Origin of the sequence: Planktothricoides sp. SR001, from assembly GCF_001276715.1 — a bacterium.
Lineage (GTDB): Bacteria > Cyanobacteriota > Cyanobacteriia > Cyanobacteriales > Laspinemataceae > Planktothricoides > Planktothricoides raciborskii.
The window spans coordinates 51,796-74,625 of the sequence record NZ_LIUQ01000016.1; the positions used below are offsets into that span (position 1 = coordinate 51,796).

At 41.9% G+C, this 22,830-nt stretch carries 24 protein-coding genes; 11 read left to right on the forward strand and 13 right to left on the reverse strand.

Annotation, left to right across the window (positions count from 1 at the left end):
• Positions 1-317: 317 nt before the first annotated feature.
• From AM228_RS32415 to AM228_RS11740, 10 genes are all read left to right on the forward strand, one after another.
• Complete coding sequence (locus tag AM228_RS32415) at positions 318-500, forward strand: hypothetical protein (protein WP_054466288.1); 183 nt, start codon at positions 318-320, stop codon at positions 498-500.
• A gap of 542 nt (positions 501-1,042) precedes the next feature.
• Positions 1,043-1,303 carry a hypothetical protein gene (locus tag AM228_RS11695; protein WP_054466290.1) on the forward strand — a complete coding sequence of 87 codons (261 nt, stop codon included), beginning with the start codon at positions 1,043-1,045 and terminating at the stop codon, positions 1,301-1,303.
• Positions 1,303-1,746, forward strand: a complete 444-nt coding sequence (locus AM228_RS11700; RefSeq protein ID WP_054466291.1) for a type II toxin-antitoxin system VapC family toxin — start codon at positions 1,303-1,305, stop codon at positions 1,744-1,746. The genes AM228_RS11695 and AM228_RS11700 overlap by 1 nt, the downstream gene beginning before the upstream one ends.
• Before the next feature lie 666 nt (positions 1,747-2,412).
• Positions 2,413-2,604 carry a hypothetical protein gene (locus AM228_RS35185; protein WP_054466292.1) on the forward strand — a complete coding sequence of 64 codons (192 nt, stop codon included), beginning with the start codon at positions 2,413-2,415 and terminating at the stop codon, positions 2,602-2,604.
• A gap of 313 nt (positions 2,605-2,917) precedes the next feature.
• The gene (locus AM228_RS35190) at positions 2,918-3,172 is read left to right on the forward strand and encodes a hypothetical protein (RefSeq protein ID WP_054466293.1); all 255 of its coding nucleotides are present in this window, start codon (positions 2,918-2,920) and stop codon (positions 3,170-3,172) included.
• 91 nt (positions 3,173-3,263) lie between these two features.
• Positions 3,264-3,608 carry a hypothetical protein gene (locus AM228_RS11715; RefSeq protein ID WP_054466294.1) on the forward strand — a complete coding sequence of 115 codons (345 nt, stop codon included), beginning with the start codon at positions 3,264-3,266 and terminating at the stop codon, positions 3,606-3,608.
• Between the two features lie 553 nt (positions 3,609-4,161).
• Complete coding sequence (locus AM228_RS11725; RefSeq protein WP_054466296.1) at positions 4,162-4,584, forward strand: helix-turn-helix transcriptional regulator; 423 nt, start codon at positions 4,162-4,164, stop codon at positions 4,582-4,584.
• Positions 4,577-4,993 (forward strand): putative toxin-antitoxin system toxin component, PIN family, encoded by a 417-nt coding sequence (locus AM228_RS11730; protein ID WP_054466297.1) that lies wholly within the window; start codon positions 4,577-4,579, stop codon positions 4,991-4,993. The genes AM228_RS11725 and AM228_RS11730 overlap by 8 nt, the downstream gene beginning before the upstream one ends.
• A 249-nt stretch (positions 4,994-5,242) precedes the next feature.
• Entirely contained in the window at positions 5,243-5,506 is a 264-nt protein-coding gene (locus AM228_RS11735; protein WP_054466298.1) for a hypothetical protein, read from the forward strand.
• The gene (locus AM228_RS11740) at positions 5,493-5,936 is read left to right on the forward strand and encodes a type II toxin-antitoxin system VapC family toxin (protein WP_054466299.1); all 444 of its coding nucleotides are present in this window, start codon (positions 5,493-5,495) and stop codon (positions 5,934-5,936) included. Before AM228_RS11735 ends, AM228_RS11740 begins: the two co-directional genes overlap by 14 nt.
• A 115-nt stretch (positions 5,937-6,051) precedes the next feature.
• Here AM228_RS11740 and AM228_RS11745 read toward each other — a convergent pair whose 3' ends face one another.
• From AM228_RS11745 to AM228_RS11810, 13 genes are all read right to left on the reverse strand, one after another.
• Positions 6,052-7,719, reverse strand: a complete 1,668-nt coding sequence (locus AM228_RS11745) for an ABC transporter ATP-binding protein (protein ID WP_054466300.1) — start codon at positions 7,717-7,719, stop codon at positions 6,052-6,054.
• A 21-nt stretch (positions 7,720-7,740) separates the two neighbouring features.
• On the reverse strand, positions 7,741-8,865 hold the full coding sequence (locus AM228_RS11750) for an ATP-grasp domain-containing protein (protein WP_054466301.1): 1,125 nt from the start codon (positions 8,863-8,865) through the stop codon (positions 7,741-7,743).
• Between the two features lie 183 nt (positions 8,866-9,048).
• Positions 9,049-10,206: an ATP-grasp domain-containing protein gene (locus AM228_RS11755; protein WP_054466302.1), complete on the reverse strand. Its 1,158-nt coding sequence runs from the start codon at positions 10,204-10,206 to the stop codon at positions 9,049-9,051.
• 103 nt (positions 10,207-10,309) lie between these two features.
• Positions 10,310-11,353, reverse strand: coding sequence for a methyltransferase (locus AM228_RS11760; protein ID WP_054466303.1), 1,044 nt, complete (start codon positions 11,351-11,353; stop codon positions 10,310-10,312).
• Positions 11,354-11,498: 145 nt separating this feature from the next.
• The gene (locus AM228_RS11765) at positions 11,499-12,134 is read right to left on the reverse strand and encodes an O-methyltransferase (protein WP_054466304.1); all 636 of its coding nucleotides are present in this window, start codon (positions 12,132-12,134) and stop codon (positions 11,499-11,501) included.
• A gap of 52 nt (positions 12,135-12,186) precedes the next feature.
• Positions 12,187-13,698 carry a phenylacetate--CoA ligase family protein gene (locus tag AM228_RS11770; RefSeq protein WP_054466305.1) on the reverse strand — a complete coding sequence of 504 codons (1,512 nt, stop codon included), beginning with the start codon at positions 13,696-13,698 and terminating at the stop codon, positions 12,187-12,189.
• A 216-nt stretch (positions 13,699-13,914) separates the two neighbouring features.
• Positions 13,915-14,859, reverse strand: coding sequence for a hypothetical protein (locus tag AM228_RS11775; RefSeq protein ID WP_054466306.1), 945 nt, complete (start codon positions 14,857-14,859; stop codon positions 13,915-13,917).
• Between the two features lie 225 nt (positions 14,860-15,084).
• Complete coding sequence (locus AM228_RS11780) at positions 15,085-16,194, reverse strand: RNA polymerase sigma factor (protein WP_156331708.1); 1,110 nt, start codon at positions 16,192-16,194, stop codon at positions 15,085-15,087.
• A gap of 400 nt (positions 16,195-16,594) precedes the next feature.
• Positions 16,595-16,831 (reverse strand): hypothetical protein, encoded by a 237-nt coding sequence (locus AM228_RS11785; RefSeq protein WP_054466308.1) that lies wholly within the window; start codon positions 16,829-16,831, stop codon positions 16,595-16,597.
• A 120-nt stretch (positions 16,832-16,951) separates the two neighbouring features.
• On the reverse strand, positions 16,952-17,269 hold the full coding sequence (locus AM228_RS11790) for an RNA polymerase sigma factor (RefSeq protein ID WP_054466309.1): 318 nt from the start codon (positions 17,267-17,269) through the stop codon (positions 16,952-16,954).
• 277 nt (positions 17,270-17,546) lie between these two features.
• Positions 17,547-18,545 carry a helix-turn-helix transcriptional regulator gene (locus AM228_RS11795; protein WP_054466310.1) on the reverse strand — a complete coding sequence of 333 codons (999 nt, stop codon included), beginning with the start codon at positions 18,543-18,545 and terminating at the stop codon, positions 17,547-17,549.
• A 747-nt stretch (positions 18,546-19,292) separates the two neighbouring features.
• Positions 19,293-20,420 carry a patatin-like phospholipase family protein gene (locus AM228_RS11805; RefSeq protein ID WP_054466312.1) on the reverse strand — a complete coding sequence of 376 codons (1,128 nt, stop codon included), beginning with the start codon at positions 20,418-20,420 and terminating at the stop codon, positions 19,293-19,295.
• Between the two features lie 359 nt (positions 20,421-20,779).
• Entirely contained in the window at positions 20,780-21,715 is a 936-nt protein-coding gene (locus AM228_RS11810; RefSeq protein ID WP_054466313.1) for a Sll0314/Alr1548 family TPR repeat-containing protein, read from the reverse strand.
• Positions 21,716-21,959: 244 nt separating this feature from the next.
• On the opposite strand from AM228_RS11810, the gene AM228_RS11815 reads away from it, so the two are divergent.
• A complete protein-coding gene (locus tag AM228_RS11815; RefSeq protein ID WP_054466314.1) occupies positions 21,960-22,634 on the forward strand; it encodes an ABC transporter ATP-binding protein in 675 nt (224 codons plus the stop codon).
• Positions 22,635-22,830 lie beyond the last annotated feature (196 nt).

The window sequence follows — 22,830 nt, forward strand, 5'->3', positions numbered from 1 at the left end:
CGGGAATCCAAAGCCTATCGACGGGGAACGAAAAGTGCAATTAATTATGTTCACCTACTTACGAATAAAGGGGTTAATGTCATTTTTAATTGATACTAATATACGCGGTAAAGTAATGTCATTTTTAATTGATATGATACTAATATACGCGGTAAAGTAATGAATTGGCAGCAAAAAAACCGGGGTTATGGGATAATTTTGAGACTTTAGCTAAGATTTACGTCAATTACCCGGTTTCTGCTCGATATGGACGCAACGGTGGCGGCAATTGCTAAATTAGAGGCAGCGAGTTAGGAAAATCTCAGGAGGTTGGGATTATGAGTCCGTTATTAGCGCAAGTTTTACGGGAAATTGAGCAACTGGCGGACTATCGCTTGCGGGTGTATCGACGGTTTCCGCACAAGCGAATGGTGCAAGTGGTGGTTTATTTAAAACCGAGTAATTCACCGTTAGTGAGACAAGATTATTTTCGCATAGAAGAATTGCCACCTTTCGGGTGATTCGGCTGTGGGAACAACCGAAAGAAATTTTTTTCCAGTTACCGGGTTTGTTGCCCTTTGCGGTTTTGAGTAATACAAACAACCGCTATGAAGTTTTAAAGCAAGTGGCAACTGAATTGGATAAAATAGAGGAAAGGCGCGATCGCAGTAACCTCACCGCAGCCAGTCAGATTTTAGCTGGGTTAGTATTAGATGAATATACGATTAGTGAGATTCCGGAGGAGGGATATTATGAGAGAGTCAGTCATTTATCAAGCAATTCTCCGCGAAGGAGAACTGATTGGAGAAGCACGAGGTGAGCAACGGGGTAAGCAACGGGGAATCCTTTAAGGCAAACAACAAATTGCCCGAAATCTCCTGAAGTCAGGAATGACCGTAGAGCAGGTGGTGAAGTTGACAGATTTGCCTCTGGAGGTCGTGCAAAGTCTCCGGGACGAGAATAGTCTTTAGTCGATGGAGAAACCGGGTTTCTTGGCAATAACTTTGATACTTTAGCTAAGATTTATATAAGTAACCCGGTTTCTGAGCAATTATGAGAATTTATGAACATTAAATTAGTGGAATCTTTGGCCCAGGTCGTCCAATCGCTTTCCCCAGAAGAGCGATCGCTTTTAGAGGAAAAGCTGAAAACCCACCAGCAGCAAACCTCAGCCGAGGGAAAAGAGCGTCCTTTTTATGAAACTGCGACTCCAGCAGAATGGGCGAAAGCATTTCGGGAGTGGGCTGAGAGTCACCCGCGCAACCAGCCTTATTTATCCGATGAAGCGATTAGCCGAGAAAGTATTTATGGAGAAAGGGGCTAATGTCATTTTTGATTGATACTAATATTCTGCTGCGGAGTGCAGACCCCACCCATCCTATGCACGCTAATGCCATCAATGCCACCACAAGTTTACGCGGTCAAAGCCATCAGCTTTGTATCATTCCCCAAAATTTAATCGAGTTTTGGAATGTTTACACCCGCCCTGCGGACAAGAATGGTTTAGGGCATACCCCAACGGAAGCTGCTGCCGAAGTAAATCGGTTAAAAGGGCTTTTTTTGCTCTTACCAGATACGTTAGCCATTTATTCTGAGTGGGAAAGGTTGGTGCTGACTTATGGGGTGAGGGGAGTTAATGTCCATGATGCGCGGTTGGTGGCAGCAATGGTGGTGCATGGATTGACTCATATTTTAACTTTTAATATCAGGGATTTTGCCCGGTATGCAGAAGTGACGGCAGTGCATCCGATGGATGTGCGATCGTAGATTTTGGGGGCAAAAGAAACCGGGTTTCTCCCATAACTTTGAGACTTTAGCTAAGATTTGTTGAAGCAACCCGGTTTCTTTGCCAAAGGAGAATTTATCAATATTACAGCAATTTTCTATTGAATAAACCACGAACATTTGTAGGGGCGAAGCATGACCGCAGACAAATTATTGCTGAAAATATTAATCTGAATTCGGTCATGCTTCGCCCGATTGTGGTTTAGTAAGAAAGAGAAACCCTGTAAATTAGTGGGTTCTTTAGCCAAAGTTATCCGATCGCTTTCTCCAGAGGTGCGATCGTCGCCTGTTGGAGATAAAACATGGGTATTTTTTATGCTTTGGCAGGGGGGAATATCGTCTATTTAGATACGGCAAAGCGTGTTTTTTTTATTAAAACGCTATGCCCAATTATTTGAACATATCTGGGCTGGATTTATTCGGTTAATAAGCCAAATTATCATTAAAATAATATAATAAAAATTATCAATAATTTAAAGCCAATAAATGTACGACAATACTTGCAAATTCATCGCCGAAACATTCCCGGACGCTATAGCAACTTGGCTGCTAGGAAAATCCGTGAAATTAACCCAATTAAGTCCCAATTAATTATCCCTAGAACCGATTAGGGCTGATTCTTTAATCCTGCAACAGTCTGAAGATTTGGTGCTTCATGTCGAATTTCAAACCAAACCTTCAGAAGAGATTTTCTTTCGGATGGCGGACTATCGCTTGCGGGTGTATCGAAGGTTTCCGCACAAGCGAATGGTGCAAGTGGTGGTTTACTTAAAACCGAGTAATTCACCGTTAGTTAGACAAGACTATTTTCGCATAGAAGAATTGCCACCTTTCGGGTGATTCGGCTGTGGGAACAACCGAAAGAAATTTTTTTCCAGTTGCCCGGTTTGTTGCCCTTTGCGGTTTTGAGTAATACAAACAACCCCTATGAAGTTTGAAAGCAAGTGGCAACTGAATTGGATAAAATAGAGGAAAGGCGCGATCGCAGTAACCTTACCGCCGCCAGTCAGATTTTAGCTGGGTTAGTATTAGATGAATATACGATTAGTGAAATAAATATTTCGACCCCCCCAACCCCCCTTTTTAAGGGGGGCTTTTAGGAATTTTGCAAGAGGTCTAATATACGATTAGTGAAATAATGAGGAGGGATATTATGAGAGAGTCAGTCATTTACCAAGCAATTCTCCGCGAAGGAGAACTGATTGGAGAAGCACGAGGTGAGCAACGGGGTGAGCAACGGGGCAGATTAGAAGGTGAGCAACGGGGTGAGCAACGGGGAATCCTTCAAGGCAAACAACAAATTGCCCGAAATCTCCTGAAGTCAGGAATGACCGTAGAGCAGGTGATGAAGTTGACAGATTTGCCTCTGGAGGTCGTGCAAAGTCTCCGGGACGAGAATAGTCTTTAGTCGATGGAGAAACCGGGTTTCTTGAATAACTTTTAACTTTGAGACTTTGGCTAATATTTGTTGAACAAACCCGGTTTCTCAGCCAACTGAATTGGATAAAATAGAGGAAAGGCGCGATCGCAGTAACCTCACCGCCGCCAGTCAGATTTTAGCTGGGTTGGTATTAGATGAATATACGATTAGTGAAATAATGAGGAGGGATATTATGAGAGAGTCAGTCATTTATCAAGCAATTCTCCGCGAAGGAGAACTGATTGGAGAAGCACGAGGTGAGCAACGGGGTGAGAAACGGGGTAAGCAACAGGGAATTCTTCAAGGCAAACAACAAATTGCCCGAAATCTCCTCAAGTCAGGAATGACCGTAGAGCAGGTGATGAAGTTGACAGATTTGCCTCTGGAGGTCGTGCAAAGTCTCCGGGACGAGAATAGTCTTTAGTCGATGGAGAAACCGGGTTTCTTGAATAACTTTTAACTTTGAGACTTTGGCTAATATTTGTTGAACAAACCCGGTTTCTTTGGCACATGATAATTTATCAATATTACACCAAATTACACCAATTTTCTCCGCGAAAAAACCACAAACACCTGTAGGGGCGAAGCATGACCGCAGACAAATTATTGCTGAAAATATTGTAAGGGCGAAGCATTCCGGCAGATAACCTATTTGTTAAAATATTAAATAGACTGCCGGAATGCTTCGCCCCTACTCCGGTCATGCTTCGCCCGATCGTGGTTTAGTAAGAAAGAAAACCCCTGTAAATTAGTGGCATCTTTAGCCCAAGTCGTCCAATCACTTTCCCCAGAAGCGGGAATCGCTTTTAGAGGAAAAGCTGAAAACCCACCAAGCGCAAACCTCAGCCGAGGGAAAAGAGCGTCCTTTTTATGAAACCGCCACGACCGCATCAGGAGTTCATGTTATTTTTGGTTGATAATTTTATGCTAGATATGCTATAATCAATTATCAGAGCAAAATCAAATATTAAAATACCATGAAAGTGATAACTAAACTATCTGAATTAAAGGCTAACTGTGGCGATATTACTAACGAAGAAATTGCCGAATTTACCGGAATTGATGAACGGGAACTGACCGAATTAGAGAAGGAAGAGGCACAGAGTATAGAATTGGTGACATTGGCAAAACTCTGTGCTTTTTTCCAATGTACTCCTAATGATTTGTTGTTTTTAGACTGGGAAGAAGTGGAAATCGATCGCACTGCTCCTAGTCTAGAGGTGTTAGCCAAAGCTCGTGAGATTATTCAACAGGGATTTGCTTTAGCTGAGGAAATGCCACCCCGTCCTGCTAAAGAAATCTGGGCAGATTTTCAAGCTGTTCGCGCCCAAGTCGGCGCAGAAATCGCTAATTCTAAGTCGATCGCCCCAGATATGGAAACAGTAAAAACTGATGCTTAAAGTTATCCTGGATACTTCGGTTTTTGTGGCGGCTTTTGGCAGCAAAACGAATAGCAGTCCGGTGAAAATATTGGATAGTTGGGTTGACGGCGAATTTGCCCTGGTTATGTCACCCCAACTTTTAGAAGAGTTAGTGGCAAAGTTATCGCAGCGGGGGGTTTCTGAGCAGACCTTAGTGGTGTTGGTTGCTAAAATTGCCGCGATCGCCCTGCATATTCCTGGATCTTATCAAGCCACTCGTCTTGATGAAATTGACCCGGACGATAATAAATTTTTGGCAGCAGCTTATGAGGCTAAGGCAGATTATTTAGTGTCCGTGGATAACCATTTATTATCCCTGAAATACTACCACGGTACTCAAATTGTGACTCCGGCTTTGTTTTTGCGGTATTTACAGGAGAATTTATAAATATTAAATTAATGGAATCTTTGGCCCAAGTGGTCAAATCCCTTTCCCCAGAAGCGGGAATCGCTTTTAGAGGAAAAACTGAAAACCCACCAGCAGCAAATATCATCAAACCCGACCTTTGAGTAGTTGCCATACCGGGGATGCTCCCGATTAAAATTAGAGAATTGGTTAAATTTATCAAGACGCAACGGTGGCGGCAATTGTTAAATTAGAGCCAGCGAGTTAGGAAAATCTCAGGAGGTTAAGATTATGAGTCCGTTATTAGCCCAAGTGTTACGGGAAATTGAGCAACTAAACCCAGAGGAACAATTGGAGGTAATTAGCCATGCAACGAAGCTGGTAAAACGCCAGACTGTGACCCACAAAAAGCCTCAGCGCAAGTGGCTAGATATTGCTGGAAATGCTCCTTATCCAATGCTGGGAGAAGATGCTCAGGAGTGGGTGACGCGCACTCGGAGTGAAGCACAACAACATCGCGATCGCCTGTTGGAGATAAAACATGAGGATTTCTGATGCTTTGGCAGGCGTGACCCGCATCTATTTAGATACTGCTCCCGTGATTTATTTAGTGGAGCGCCATGCCCAATTTTTTGATCGGGTGCGTGGTGTATTTCGTCAGGTGGATCGGGGGCAGTTAACTGTAGTGGCTTCCCCCATCACCCTCGCCGAATGCTTAGTGGGCGCTTATAAAACCCAGCAAACACAAGCGGCGATTGATTTTATGGATTGCTTAACCCAGGAAAGTACAGATTTTGTCGAAATTTCCGCTGAGACTGGCGATCGGGCTGCCCAACTCCGCGTCAAATACAACTTAGCATTAATTGATGCCTTGCAAATTGCTACTGCTTTGGTAGCTGGTTGTGAGGCGTTTTTAACTAATGATGTGCAACTTAGTCGGGTGACAGAATTGAAAATTATCCTGGTGAGTGAATTAGAGGTTTAATCAGCCGGGGAATTAATCAGGCAGCAAAAGAAACCGGGTTTCTGTCATAAATTTGGGATTTTAGCTTATCTTTGTTTCAGAAACCCGGTTTCTGGCGGGCTATTTAAGTCAATCTTTAGGGTTCATCCGAGACAACAATCCGGCCTTTTTCTATGACAAACATTTTATCCGCACGCAAAGCATGAGCAATCCGGTGAGTGATCATAATAATGGTACGGTCTTTAGCCAGATGATCGATGGTATTCATAATCTCGACTTCCGTGGCTGGGTCAAGGGCTGAAGTGGCTTCATCTAATATCAGAATCGCGGGATTTCTGACTAATGCTCTGGCAAGGGCAATTCTTTGCCGTTGTCCCCCTGATAGTTGTCCGCCCCTGTCGCCCACGGGAGTATCATAACCTTGGGGTAAGGTGAGAATAAATTCGTGAATTTCGGCGTTTTTGGCGGCGGTTTCTACTTGTTCGTCAGTGGCTTCTAAATAGCCCATACGGATATTTTCTCGGATGGAAGTGTTAAATAAAATTACCTCCTGAGAAACCAGTCCCATTTGCTCCCGCAAGGATTTTTGCGTACAGGAACGTAAATCAATGCCGTCAAAAAGAATGCTTCCTTTGTCGGGGTCGTAAAGTCGGGTTAAGAGATTAACAATGGTACTTTTTCCTGCCCCACTCTCACCGACAATTACCACAAAATCCCCTTGTTTGATGGTTAGGGATAGATTATCAATGCCTTTTCTTTCTGAGGAGTAGTTAAAGGTGACATTTTCAAAGCGGATTTCCTGAGAAAAATGCGGTAATTCAATGGCATCTGGTGCGTCTTGGACTTGGGGAACTTCAGCTAATAAAATAGAGATGCGCTGCATGGCGGCTATTCCTTCTATTAGGTATGGGAGAGAGAATGTTAGGCTGATGATATTAGAATTTAAGCCGAGTAATAAAACTTGAAAAGAGGCGAGAGTTCCCACTGTAATTATGTTTCTGTAGGTCATTACTGCGCCGATACTGATGACGGCAAGCTGGACAAATACAAATACTAAAGTGGGAATCCTTTGGACTAAATAAGAGGAAAATTTAGCTTTTACATAAACCTTTTTTAGAGCCTGCAAATCCTTGGAAAAATTGTTAATCGTTCGGGGCTGCAAGCCAAATAGTTTAACAACTGCTTGGGAGACGATATTTTCTTGAACGACATTAGCAATTTGTCCTTGTTTGTCTCTCAGTTGATAGGTTTGCTCTGTGGCTGTTTGACCCATTTTAGCCGGAGTCAGGGTACAGAAGGTTAAACCAATACAACTAATTAAACCTAACTGCCAATTGAGAGATAACAAAAAAATAGTCGCAAATAGGATGTTACCCAGTTCTAAAATTAGGATTAGTGCGTAGGTTACACTATTTTCTACTTTTTCTGTATCGGCTGAAAAACAGTTGACAATATCTCCGGCTGAACGTCGCCCAAAAAACTCCATAGATAGGTTTTGTAGGCGAATGAACATAGAGTGACGGATATTGTTGATGACTAAAATGTTAAACCTCGTCGCCCAAAAATCTCCTAGTAAACCGACGAAAACAAATAAAATAGCTCCCCCACCTAGCAATAACAGAATTAAAACTAGGAGACGGTAATTTTGGGGAATAATGGCTGCGTCAATAATAAATTTTAAGCTCATTCTAATTGATGATTCAAAGGCAGCCTCAAACAGCCCACGAGCGATGAGAAGAATGGCTAACCATCGGTAGGGAGCGATGTATTTATTAATTTCTTTAAAAAACCAAATTAGATTCATTTTTATTGGATTCTTAAATCCTTATGCTTTTCTGTTTAAAACTTCAGCAATAATTTCTGAAATAACTTGATAAAATGGAATACCCGCAAGATGTAATATAGTACCAACTTTTGTTTCTAATGGATGGGATAATGATACATAAGGTTGAGAAGAAATAGCACAGTTGGCATTTACTTCGAGGACAAATAATTCTTGAGATACTTTATCCATTCGTATATCTACTCGTCCATAACCATTACCATTGACTGCACAATAAGCACGTTTACTCATATCACAAATTTTTTCATACAAATCAGCCCCAACCAGTTGATAACGAAAAAATGGTGTTTCTGGTGAAAAGGAAAGGTCTCCCTCGTCTTTACCGTAGTAGCGATCATGTGATAAAAACTGCTCAGTTTCAGGTAAAATGGGGTTAAAAATAGTTTCTAAAGGTGGATATATTTTGATCTGTTCTGATTGTTGATAAGAGCCAATGAGAAATACACTAAATTCACGACCGTTGATAAAGGATTCTACAAAAATACTGTCAGGAGGAAATATCATTCCTTGAGCATTTTGTTGTAATAAATGTTTAACCTGTGTTTTTATCTGGTCATCACTGTGAACAACCGAATTAACAGAAAGCCCATAGCTACCGCCTGAAAGCACTGCTGGTTTTACAATTAGGGGTGTACCGAGACGCGCACAAACTCCTTGCACACGATCCAAATCGTCAATTATTTCATAAGGAGGTGTAGCTACTCCCGCTTGTATTAAAGCTTGTTTAATCAAAATTTTGTTGAAGTTAAAACTGTAAAACTCTGAATCAGCACCAATAATAATGATACCTTTAGTTTCTAATAGCTTGATTAGAGAAAGACCCGGACAGTCATCAAGTTCATCAAGGCCATCACAAAAGTTTAGAACTACAGGAATATAATCCTTAGTAGAACAGGCTATTTGGTCTACTATTTGCTCCAGTTTTTCTAAGCTAACTTTCTGCCGTTTCCAAGCCAGACCAAGCTCAGAAAATACATCTCTCATTTGCTGTTCAAAAGTGTTAGTATCAAATGCTTTCATCCATTCTTGTTGTATTTGGGATGATGGGGTTAATACCCAAATTAGCAACTGATTATTGGGGGCAGGTAATGGCGTAAAAGTTGTCATGGTTTTTATTTATACTTTATTTTGAATAAATAACTATATCCTTTTACTTGGATTAATTTACAGCTAATTTGTAAACTCAAGTAAAGTCTTGGTATTGTAAGGGTTTCAGGAATTTGAGCCAATCAAGCTTTTATCTTCCGAAAGCCATAACCAGCAATGAATTGGGTATCCTTAAGATTTTCTTTACGAATCAGCTCTTACTGATTTATCAAAATACCTATTCAAAGCCTCGGCAATTATTTCTGAGATCAAATGGCAAAATGGAATGTCTGCTAGGTGCAAAATAGTACCAACCCTAGATGTATTTGGCTGTTCCACACCCATCGTGAGAGACCTGGAAGTGATAGCAGGGCTGGGATTTACCTCTAAAACACACATCTCTTTAGTTGTATCGTCCATACGGATATCCACCCTTCCATATCCCTTACCACCCACTGCACAGTAGGCACGTTTAGCTAAATTGCCGAGTTGTTCCTGTAATTTAATTGGTGCTAATTGATAACGGTATAACAATTCATCAGGCGGTAGAGGGGTTCGTTCTTCTGCTTCTGCTATCCATAACTCACGGGTATAAAATCTTTCGATTTCAGGAACACCCGAATGAAAAACGGTTTCTACAGAGGGATAAATCTTGATTTGTTCTGGTTTTTCAGAAGACCCTACGACCAAAACTGTAAATTCTCGACCTTTGATAAACTGTTCAACAAAGATACTGTCTGCCGCAATTTGCATCCCATGTTTTCCTTGCCGTAAATCTTGAAATTGAGATATCGCTTCTTCATCTGTATGAACAACAGATTTTAATGAAATACCTCTAGTAGCAAAGGAAGCAGAAGGTTTGACGATCAGTGGGGGGATAAGGCGATCGCATAATCCCCGAATGCTATTCACATCATTAATCACTTCATAGGGTGCAGTTGAAACTCCTGCCTCAACAAATGCCTGTTTCATCAATATTTTGGAGTCCCCCATTTTAAAAAACTGAGAATCTGCCCCCGTAAAGGGAATACCCGTAGCTTCCAATAATTTGACAACAGAAGCCCCTGGATAGCCATCAATTTCATCGAGTCCTCCACAGTAGTTGAGTACAACTGGGAAATATTGGTTTTGGGAAGCAGCCACTTCTTCAATCACTGCCCTCATATTATTTAAGGTGATGAGTTTAAACTTCCATGCTATATCCAGTTCTGCAAAAACATCGGCTAGTTCTTGTTGAAAATATAAAGGGTTAAATTCTTCGTTAGAAAAATCCTGCTCTACAGATAAACAAGGAATAAATGCCCAGATAAGTATTTGTTTATCAACAATTGGTAGATTTGGACTAGATTGAATGGATGCCATATTTTAAAAGTGTCTTTCTCTAAGGTGTGTAACGATTTCTCCGCGAAAAATCTCCCATCTATAGGTTAGCAAGGAGGTAAGAACAAATTTTAGAAATATAAGCTCATGGCTTTCTACCGCTTATCAGCGAATAGTAGCCGAATGTTTGAGTAACTGAGATGTCTTGAAATCCAGATTCTATAAGAATTTCTTCGAGTTCCAGAGCAGTATATTGCTTACCCTCAGTCGCCAAAATCATGTTGATTGAATATAAAGTGGCAACGGTTGGACTATCTTTTGCATCTGATAGCAGAATTTCGTTAAGATAAATTCGACCGCCTGATGGCAATGCTTCAAAGCTGCGCCGAGCTAATTGCAAACACCTTTCCCTAGTCCAGTCATGAAAAATATTACTAAATAAAATTGCATCGTAACCCGCAGGAAAAGGTTGTTTAAAGAAATCTCCAATGCAGGTATCTATTCGTTCTTGCAAACCAGCTTGAGCAATATATTCTTCTGCTATATTACACATGACTGGCAAATCTAAAATGGTGCAGTGTAGATTTGAATAGTGCTGAACTAAAGGAAAACAAAAAGCACCAGTTCCACCTCCTACATCAAGAAGATACCTTACTCCCTCAAAGTCACCTCGCTTTGCAGCACCTATGGCACCAGTAATTGTTAGGCTGTGCATAAATCTAGCAAAAGCTCTGGTTTCTTCAGGGCTTGTTTCGTGGGTTTCCCAGATATCTTTATCTCCATAAGCAGTAGCCTTATCCTTCCGTAATGCTTCTAGCAATCCAGAGTGCGATGCTGGACTACTTTTCATCAGATGGAACACACCGCCCCAGTAGTAAGGACTATCAGGAAGTAGAAAATTCTTAGATACTTCTGTCAGGTAAAATCTTTGATTATGTTGTACAAGATAACCTAATGATGCCAGCGATCCCAATAGAGCTTCTGTGGGACGCGATCCTAAAGAAAGATTTTTTGCTACATCAGAAGCCGTTGCGGGAGATTTATCAAGCAAAGCGAATAACCCTAATTCGTCGGCAACAGTAAGTGTAGGAAATTGAAGTGCTGACAGTAATGTATCCCAAAGTAATTTATCATCACAATGTGGTTGATTTTCACGTTCTAGTAATGAAGGATTTTCTCTATTTTCCATGAGCTTGTTATAAAAATTAATAACTTCATGTTTTATAAGCTTTTTACAGTTGCTGCAAATTAAATTAGCCAGGGTTTTTACTCACTAATTTGAGCAACTGTACAGTTGACGAATTGGGTTTAAAGAAGTTAAGTCTACTCAATCCTCATATTTTGGTAGCAATTAACAACCCATGATCGATATTTAAAATTTCATTAATGTAATGGCTTGATTCAAAAATATATCTGAGAAAATCTTCCATGAGATGACCAAAATCAGTAACATTATCGGCAACTATCATTGCTCCTGGCTTGAGATTTGGTTCTAATAGCTTGAAATACTTTAAATAGTTGGCTTTGTCAGCATCCAGAAAAACAAAATCAACAGGAATTTGCCACTCTACTAAAACTTGATCTATGAATCCCTTGATTAATTCAACTTTATGAATGACTTGAGCTTGAGTTAAATGCCGGGTAGCAAGTTCAAGCTTCGGAACAGCAGCATCAACAGAATAAACTTTACCAGTTGTATGCAATACTCCTGATGCTAACCAGAGTGTAGAATATCCTGCTGATGTTCCCAATTCAAGGATAGTTTGCGGTTGTTTAGCAAGAACAAGACTTCTTAACAATATCCCAGAAGTTCGAGGAATTTGCCATAGTTTTACTTCTCCTTCAGGCAACCAAATACCTTCATAATCTTTCAATCCTTCGCCTTTAACAGTAAAAGTTTCATTGAGCGTTTCAAGTTCTTGGCAGACAGCAATAAAACGGTCAGATAAATTGTTGGTAGCGGTGAGCATAGGTTTAGTTGTGAATTGTTAACAGGTTCAAAAAGATTTATTTTCAGACAGATTAGGCGTGTTTTTTAGTGACCCCAACTGGAAAATAATTAGAATTTCCATATTTATAGAGAGCCACTTTAGGATAAGCTTTTGCACCAACTATGGAGATAGTATCGCTATACTCGCTGCTTAGTTGAGAGACTTGTGCTATGAAAATACGCTGAATTTCATCTGCAATATGGTCATTAGGTTCTACACCTTCTTTGAGTTCTATGTGTAGATGCAAGGACTGGGAATAATCTATTTCTTCTTGAGTCTTTAGATGAAACTTCCCGGTTGTCTGGTTAATTATGTTGGGATTATCTAATACAACCTTCACATATTCTGGATAAATATTAGTAGCATAAATTGTTGCTGAAAATTTCCCTCTCCCAAATAGATATACAATTGGTAATTGCCATAGTAATCTTTGACTATCTACATTATTAAACTCTTTTTGCAGATCGATTTCTTGCTCCAAACAACGCAGCTTAACGTCTTCAAAATATAGGACATCACCAACATCTTTGGTGTTGTACCTTAGTAGGGGGATGCCACTTCGGGAAGATACTAATAGTTCTCCCTGAGGGGACTCAAAAAACCTAAGCCTGGGGTCAAATTGATTGACTGATGGTAAACGTTTATCCGAAAATAAACCTTCTAAAATTTTGCTATCACTGGCGGCAAGACGACGTAGTAAAATCGTTAGGGCAGTTTCATGTGCCATCAGTCCCACATCTGCTGAGGCATACATATTAACTATATCAGTCAAAGGATTTTTCACCCCTGTAGTATTTTGGATATGCGATCGCCAATTCTCTGTGAAAGATTCCCCACCAAGAAAAAACTTTAGACGTAGTTGTTGCCAATTTATTCCCTGTTCTAAACCAGAATCAATAACATCTTTGATAAAAGGCGGATATCCAACAAGGATCAACTGTTCATAGTATTTGTTTGCTTCTTTGACAATTCTTAATATTTCAGTTTTATCCATCCCAGGCGTAACTATTGTAATGGGATATCCCTTTTGTGCTACCCAATCAGTAGCCATTAAAGTTGATGTTCCAGCAGCCCATGTTCCCATTGCAAAAGTGATAATAAAAAGAGTTTTTCTTCTATGTGCTTCAAAAAATTCACGATAGAGGATTTCACTAATAATCGCTATTTGTAGAGTTTGCTCTGATGATCGAGGCCACAAATAAGAAATACCAGTAGAACCAGAGCTTGTTGATATGAGATGTGAATTAGCTAGTTCTCCATCCCAGCAAAGTGCATCTAATGGGTAAGCATCTATGTAGGAAGGTTTATCAATGGGAGGAATGTTCTGAATATGTTCAAAACTTGTAACTTTCTCAGCATCAACTTTATTTTTTCTGAGAAAATCTTTGTAAGCAGGAACACGTTCTGCCATCTGCTGAAACAATTCCATTACCATTTGTTGCCCAGAATTTTTCCAAGAGTCATTCTGGTTATTTAGATAACTATTAATTATTGCTTCTGTAGAAATATTTAAGTAATCGTTCAAACCCTTTGTTTTGAGCATATTTGAGTCATCAAAATTTGTAAGCAGTTGGAAAGAGTAAAAAAATAGTGGTTGCGAGTAAAGAAGCGATCGCTCTTCTGATGTGTAAATTTAATCAGGTTGTGGAGCGATCGCCCTCTAAAAAGACGGGTTAGGTTGAGAAGCGATCGCTTTGCGGCAATCAACAAATAGATATTCCCACTTGTCTTTATGAGGTTTTTTATCTCTCAGGCTATCCTAACTCTGTACCCATTGGTTTTGGTCATTGAGCGTCATTTCTACTTCATATACCCCTGATTTAAACTGAAATGGTGAAACTTTCGTGACTGTCTGTATATCTAATACTTCTCCCTCCTTCTTCTCCGTAGCAGCACCTACCCAATAAACCGGCGTGGGAGTGAAACTGTGTGTCAGGTTTGGTCCGGCTTGTTCTACAAACGTTCCTTTACCAGACATTCCAATACCAACTGTGAATTTTAGATCTGGTATATTGCCTAAATCTGTAATGACAAGCTCACCCTTTCTTGATGAATCTTGCGTCGGATTAGTCAGAGTAGGAGCGCCCCCTGAATTATATCCAAAAGTGGTGCTATTGGCGGTTTCTAGATTCGCGTCTCGTGGTCCTCTTGCCTTGTAAGTTATACCTGGCTTGAGTTCTCCTGTATCACCCCAGACAAAATTGTAATTTATAAACCATGTGAATGAGATTTCATCCCCTGGAGCTATAGGATAAGGGCTGACAAACCAAGCAAGAGATAACATTTTGTTCGTTTGCTTTGGACTCGTTTGGTAAATATAAAAGACCCAATCCCGACTGGATTGATTTTTAACATTTAATGTGTATCCTTGCCCTCCCCCTAAGATCAATGACCTCTTGTTTTTACTTGTATGGATTAGGGATGTCACTTCTCCTCCAATTTCCGCATCAAATGCTACCAATAATACTTCTGGTATTAATCCTGGTATTACTTGGTTTATGTGCGGATTAACCACTGCTTCTTTCTGAGCATCGGTGAGTGGTGGAGTATTAATCACTGTTGCCGCATAATCTGCCCCATCAAAGTAACCAAAATTAAATTGACTATTTGGATAAATGTGGACAAACCATTGATTTATAACTCCTTGTACTTGCGCTCTTTGTTCGTCATTTAGTGCCATGTTAAATCGGAAAAACATCGGCATATTTTTTTACCTTTATATGTACATTTATTAGACGCTTTCAGAGTCCAAATTGTGAACTCTTCGCCTGCACAAATTTCTGAAACTCGCTGCACCCAATAAAACCGATATAAAAAATACATCTATCTTATCGCAGATGTGATTTTTTACGAGGCCAGCATTCTTCTGTCAAGCAAAAAGTGGAAAGTCCCACCACAGAGTTATCGGGTGAAGAAATATTGCCTGGGTTTAGCTTGAGTCTATCCCGGTATTTGTAGAAGTATTTATGCAGGGGAAAGTGGATTCCCGCCTTCGCGGGAATGACAGTAGATGGGGGTCAAGAAACCGGGTTTCTACCAGTATCTCTGTTTCTCCAGTCAGATTTCTCACAGAAACCCGGTTTCTCAGAGTGGGGTAATGGTAGGGGCGCTGCGGCGATCGCCCGCTGCGGCGATCGCCCTGACCCTGGATGAAATCGGATTTTTGAGTCGGTTCTCGGTTGGATTCGATCGCCTCTTGGTCTGTTGTGTCCCCTTGACTCTCGGTGGGGGGCAAAAACTCGGTTTCTTCCTCTGGTTTTGGGTGGGAATATTCGGTATTAACGCCGTAATTAGATGGCTCAGTCTCAGGCAGAACCGCTTCAACTTTGGCAACCCTGCCAACAGCCTTTTGAGACTTAACTGGTTTAGCCGCCACCTTGGTTGTGTCGGATTTAGTGTCAGCATCCCCAATAAAATAACTCCGCAATTTAGGACGCAGAATTTCCCGCGCCTGGGAGATACGCTTGCAGACATTCGCGTAGGAAATTCCTTGCCTTTCGACTATCTCTTGATGAGATAGTGCTTCATAATAGTGCAGAATAAAAGTCTCGCGCATCTTGGTCGGTAACTCATCAACAGCAGCGCGAATCACCCGGTTTTTCTCGTCACGCTCTAAGGCGCTTTCTGGGGTCTGGTCAACAGCAGCCAGTCCTAGCTCGTTTTGCTCCGCATATACTTCTATGTTTTCAACCAAGTCCACATCTCGACGACGTTTTAAATCCAGCCAAAAATTCCGAGTCAGGGTCGTCACCCAAGATTTAAAATTGGTGATTTTTTCCGCGTACTTTTGCGCCTTTTCCCAGGCTTTGAGCATCCCCTGACTCAGCAAATCTTCCGCTGCCGTTAAGTTGCCATTCGTCCACTTGAGGCAGCACCGCAACAGATAGTCGCGGTACTGCTCAAAGAGGTGCCAGAAAGCACGGGTTTCTCCGGCGGCAAGGCGTTGTAATAGTCGTTGTTCTTCTGTTAAGGGTGGGAGTTGCTGAGAATTGGCTGGCTCCCCAGAAACGTCAAAATTCATCAGAGTCGTCATTATCATCGGGTTAGCTTGATATTTGACCAGGGATGGATTAGGGATTTTTGGGTCGGGCGGATCCGCCCTCAATCAGTCGTTAATCGATGATTCTGGTTATTAGACGTTTCAGGTAGAGCTTTTATGAAAAAAATCTCAAAAAAATTTTTTCGATAATTCCTTAATGTGGTGGTTGCTCGCGTCCAGAATAATTCGGCAACAAATTTATAAAATTAATTCATACTTTGAGAAAATTACTATTTGTTGGCATACGAAAATACGCCATAGTTTTTGCAAAAAAAAACCATCGCGTTTTTCATCTCCAACCCTTATTCCCAGTGGAACAATTGCCAGTTATTCCAGTCCAATATTCAGCCAAAGAATGAAATTTATGTAAATCATTGGAGATGATTAGGGGTTAATTCTGTTAAGCATCAAGAAATGAATCGCCCCCACTGTCCATCCAGACTCGCCAGAACCGTTGAAACTGTTGGAGGATTTGTACTGCTAAATATTGGGTAATTTTTGTTTGTAAATGTTTTTTCTTCCAGGTTGTGTCGGTTGTGCCTGGGAATGACGATCCGGGAAAGGGCGCCAGCCACCACGCCCGGACAAACTCACCTTGGGCTGGGGGGCGATCGCTTTTTTGAACTCCCGTCTTCACGAGAATGACAGTCCATGTCGGGGCGCCACGTTGTTCATCCAGGGGGTTTTGGACACCGCAATGCGGTGTCCCTAGGGGGGATGCATTTTCATCCCGAAAAAATAACTCGAGTTGGCGCCGCTACGCGGCGCCAACTGGTGTTTCTTCCTGGCTAACTAACTCTGCTTCAGGAGCGAGTCCCGTAAGATATCCGCGTTTTCGCCGAATATCGATATAGTGATGATAAGTCAGCTTGACTAACCAGGCTTTAATATTCTGAATCGGTTGAGCCGTGGTTCGGATTTTATCCCAGGCTTTTAGCATCGCCTCACTGAGAGCATCTTGGGCATCCGTTGAGTTGCCCAGGTACTTCAGACAACAGCGATAAAGATAGTCTCGGTGTTCTTGCCACTGAGACCAAAAAATTGCCTCTACACCTGTATCCTGTTCACGCACCATGTTTTAGTTTTGATTCCTCGATCAAATGAGGTTGCTGATTTGGTAGATGTATCTTCTGATTCGTCAAGGGACGGATTCCTTTGTCTCTAAAGTTTTTCCCTGATTGACTAGCTTATTCAACTTTGAGGCGATCGCCTATCCGATTCGCGCAACTTTTTGAGCAAAGATGAAAAAAAGTAAGGTGGGCAAATTTTGCCCACCTTACTAAGGACGGTGTTGCTAAACGTAGGGGTGATTCGCGAATCACCCCTACCAGATATAGGGGAAATGCCCCCTACTAAGGACGATGTTGCAGAATAGTTGAGGGATGGATGCCAAACTGACGATGGAACTGTTGGGAAAAGCGACCGGAGTGGAAAAATCCGTATTTGGCAGCGATCGCATTCACCGTAGTTTCGTCCGGGTGACGGCGGATCAGTTCTTCCCGAACCGCGTTGAGTTTGCGAGCCCGGATATACTCCTGAAGCCCCATCCCTGTAATATCCTGGAAAGCGTATTGCAATGCTCGCGGAGACACCCTAAGCTTTTGGCAAAACTCCTCGGTGGTCAGGTTTTGAGCCAGATTAGCGTCCAGCATTGCACAGGCGCTTTCAAAAATCCAATAGCGTCGAGAAGGCTTGAAAATGGTGCGATCGCCCCGTTCCTGAAAAGTGCGATCGAGTAGTTGCCGAAATTCGCCGATCAGTTCTTCCCGGAGAATTACTGCCTGTTGGGGGTTGAGGCAACTGCGAGTATGCAAATCTTGCGATCGCACAAACCACGATCGCATAAATTGCCGGAAGCGATCGAACGCTCTCGGATCTACTTGCAAAAGCGCCCGATTTGGATCGCGACTATGTTGCCAAAACTTTTCCGGCAGCAAATCGAGATTAGCGATCAATTCATTATTCATGCAAATATACAGCCCAATCCAACCCGGAGGCATCACGGAAGTATATTCCACATTATTATTACGATGAACGGCGATCGTCTGAGCTATCAGATCCTTATATCCCATCCAAGAAAGAACCGGAAGATGGGGGAAAAGTGCCAAGGCAAAATGAGTTTCTCCTGGGGGAATTACCAGGCGATCGCTAAAAGTATTCTCCGTAAAAAAATAGGCCACTTCCATACCCGGAAAAGCCACTTCCCGATGCTCAATGAGGAAGGCTCCTTCTCCCAACTGGCAAGGGTTTACCCAACTGGGCAACACTTGAGTGTAAGGGTCAATAACTATAGCCGAGCGCCAGTTTAACTCAGCCCGTATCGGACTGTGAAGATTGATTCGGTTAACCATCCTTTATATTATTTGAATTTTCTATTCGATTGAAGTCCCAAAATATCATCATAGATATATTAGAGATATTTTTGATTTAGCAAAAAACTAATCAATATCCCCAAAATATTGCCAGGTTTTTTGGCTGGAATCAGATCCCGCTTAGAAAGACTATACAGCAAAAAAACAAAAAATACATCAAAATAAAAAAAAATAGATTTGTAAAAAGACACAAAATTCACACAAAAGGAACATCAAGGGAACAAAAAATTCACACAAAAGGAACATCAAGGGAACACAATGGAACACAAAAGGAACATCAAGGGAACAAAAAATTCACACAAAAGGAACACAATGGAACACAAAAGTAACATTAAGGTCACAATTGAGGTAAGCATGATAAAGTATTGTATGTTAATAATATGCAATATTTTTGTTCGGTTCAACCGGGCGCTTTTGATTTCGATGCCTAAAGGGTTGATTGGTGTCTACTTTTTCGGCTCGATATAGATAACGGTCTGGTTCTAACACGAATAGGACTTACGCAACCAACGCCTCTATCAGTAGGGTGCCGTTCCCAGACGTAGCGCACCAACACAATGTGGAGTAGCTGCGTAAGTCCTGACGAAAAAGCGGGACAACCACCGCCATCGGATTGCTTGAGAAATTGCCCATAAAAAATATTTAGTAGGGGCATTTCCGTGGCGGTGGTTGCCCCGCGCCCCTACTAAATCTAGAGATTGTGCGTAAATGCCGATCGTTTAATCCTTAATTCGATTCAATAAACTGCTCGATCGCCTCTTGAACTTTAACCGGAACCTTGGGATCCTTATAATAGACTTTGCCCACTTCAAGATAACATTCCGCCGCTTCCATCAAGCTGGGACAATTCTCAGGATTGTCTATGTCTTCGCTGACTTCTTTATTCTGCTTTTTCTGTGCGGCAATATATTTGTTATAGGGTTTGTCGAGCAATTCCCGCAGACGACCGGGCTGGGGATCGCCTTTCAATTGCTGGTTGAGATCGAAATCCAAACGCAGATAATCCCGTCCGGCACTTTCCATAATTTGATAACAAATAGCTTCAGCATTTTGCGCCGCCGGATTCATAAACATATCCGGTAAATGTCCAGCCCAGCCAAACTGTCCCCACTTTTTGATTTCTTCATATTTGTAAACCCGAGTTGTATTACCCGTGCCAATGGAGAGAACTGCAATATCGCTCAAGTTTATTCCATTCTGTTTTCCGATATACAAGGCATGAGCGATCGCCAATAAAGCCGGGTTATTCGCGGATACTCCACCATCAATATGGGGCAGCTTTTGGTCATCGTTATAGGGAAGTTGATAAGGGGGGAAAAACGTGGGCGCTGATGCTGAAGCAGTGCAGATTTTCCACAGTTCCAAATTGCTGTACCATACCGTAGGATCGCTATTATTAAACCAGGTGGTATTGCGGGAATAAACGTCATAAGCAGGAATCAGAATATTGGGTTTAGTAATCTGGCCAATCTTCGCATCTTTACCCAATTCCGGGTGAATCAATTTTTTCTGCAATATTTTAGCCAAACCTTGCTCTCCCTCTTCGTGGGGATACAACACACCACTGCCGATCGCTTGACTAACAACTCGCCAACCTCGCTGCTTGCGAACCGAGTCTAAAAAGATATTTTTTCCCTGTTCCAGATAGATATCAATCATGTCCTGGGTGCTCATCTGGCAGGCAATTCCCGCCGTCAGAATTGAGCCAGTAGAGGTGCCAGAAACTAAATCGAAATATTCATGTAATTTCTGTCCTTTTTTTGCTGCCAATGTCGTTTCTACTTGCTGGAGAAGTCTGGCAGATAAAACTCCGCGAATGCCGCCACCATCTAAACTGAGAATTTTGAAAGTCATAATTATTGGCCTTCTATTTGGCGTCTTGATTGTGATTTGAATGAGCGGATTGCTCTTTATCTGTGTGGAATGACTGCCGATTTCTGATGGCTTCAAAGTCCTACCATTTACAAAAATTCATACAACAGTAGGGGTTCCCCTAAGTGGTCGCCCCGCGCCTAAATGATTGCATTTTTAATTGGAAACGGTGTACTATGAGTGTCCGCAGGAGGTGGTTGCACCTCAGCATCAAGCCACAGGAGTATTTTACCACACAGGGAGATGCTACAGAAAAACCCTACAAAAGAAACAACCCGATCTTTTAGGAAAACACCGGGTTGATTTGGTTCGCTAGAACGTTGAAAACTTTTTAATGATAATTAACGAGAATTAGCGCTCATTTCTTGAATGCGTCGTGTATTGCGATCGCTTTCTCGTTGCAGTTGTTTTTTCAGCCCAGCGGGAAATTTATCCGGGGCTTGGGCAAGGGCTTGAGAGAAATTTTCCTGGGCTTGTTGGAGAATGGTGACATTTTTTTGCTCCAGACCTTGTTGGACTAATATTTGTGCTTTCAGATAAAATAACTCTGGGTTATTGGGGGTTAATTCTAGGGCTTGATTTACGGCAGCTAAAGCTGGCTCGTTTTGTTTCGTATCTCGGTAGCCCACGGCAATTCCCCGATAGGCGAGATAGTTTGGCCCCGCATAGTTTTCTAAGCGGGCGATCGCATCATCAATTTCGGCAAAAGGCAAATTCACCGCTAACATTAAATCCATGAATCCTTTAATCAAATTAACTTCTGGATCGGTGGGATTAATCTTTTCGGCGGCATTAATATGTTGCAGCACCAAGCGAAGTTTTCGCAGAGCTTTTGGGGTGCCGGATATTGTGCCTTCGGTGCTAATAATATGTGCTCCTTCCAGAAAATGACCCACTCCCGTATAGAGATGACCGCGTAATTCATTCTTAGTCGTGAGTTGCTGTGCGGTTTCACGAGTTTGTGTGGCGTAAGTAAGCAGAGCATCCCAATCTTCATTAAGATAGGCAAAGGCTGCTTGCATAGCATAGACTAAGGGTTCATTGGTGTCTATTTTTTCCGCTTCATCTAAATAACGGTCTGCTTGCTGATAGTTGCCCTGTTCAAATAGAACCCGAAAGGCCATTTCTGTGGTATCACCAATTTCGTGAGGATTGGTGGTTCTAAATGGATCTTTGGCATGGCTAGGACTGCCAACTAGAAAAGTAGCGATCGCCACTCCAGAAGCGATCGCTTGAACTATTCGTCTCGAAAAAGAAACCGGACGATCAATCTTCATATTTTGCGCCTCAAAAAATTTACCGAGAATTGCCCAGAAACCGGGTTTCTATGAAAAATGTCTGCCTCCCCACCGGCCTCTACATAGAAACCCGGTTTCTTTCCGAGAGATTTTGCCTAACTAGATTTAAGTCGATTTTGCCAAAATATCATGGAAAAAATCTAAAATAATTACTAGGATAGACGGTGTAAGCAAAACCGAGTTCCAAAGAGAATCTACGGGAAATCATCCACACAGTTACATAATGCTCTATTTGAGAAACTTAAGTTATCACCCAGCGGCAACCCCAACGCCGATTTTAAAATCCATGACCCTGGAACTCGCCCCACAGCAGTTGGGCGTGATTATCGGACCGAGTGGATCGGGTAAAAGTACCTTCTTAGAGATTTTATCTGGACTGGCGGAAAAAACCTCTGGGGAAATTTACTGGCGAGAACAGCCCCTTACCGCCGAACACCTGCAACAGCTTGGGGGATTGGTGTTTCAATTTCCCGAACGACATTTTTGTTGTGGCACTATTTTGGAAGAATTGCGCTTGGGACACCCCGAACTAGGTTCGGAACGAGTGGATGAAGCCCTGAAGGAAGTGGGCTTAGATCATTTATCTCTGAATACCGCACCGCAATCCTTGAGTGGGGGACAGCAACGGCGTTTAGCTTTGGCGGTGCAGTTAATTCGTCAACCGCAAATTTTATTGCTGGATGAACCTACGGCGGGTTTAGATTGGTCAATGCGACAGAATTTAATCCGGCTTTTGGCAAAATTAAAACAGCATTGGAGTCTGTTGGTGGTGACTCACGATGCCGGGGATTTATTAAAGATTGGCGATCGCTTTTGGACCCTAAATCATGGGGTAATCCAATCCGTTGAACCGGATTACATCGCGATTCGTCAGCAGTTATCTGGGGTCAGTGGTTAATTAGCTTTGAACCCGGATCGCCACCGGCATCCGAGTAAAAATGACTTGTTTACTTCTAAACAAAGTTATGGATTAAACAAGTCATTTTTTGGGGTAAATATAGAATATTTAATCAGGGAAATGGAGCGAACATTAAATAACTGATAAATGCACCGATCGACGCACCGAGAGTTAAAAAGTGTGATTTGAATGAGTG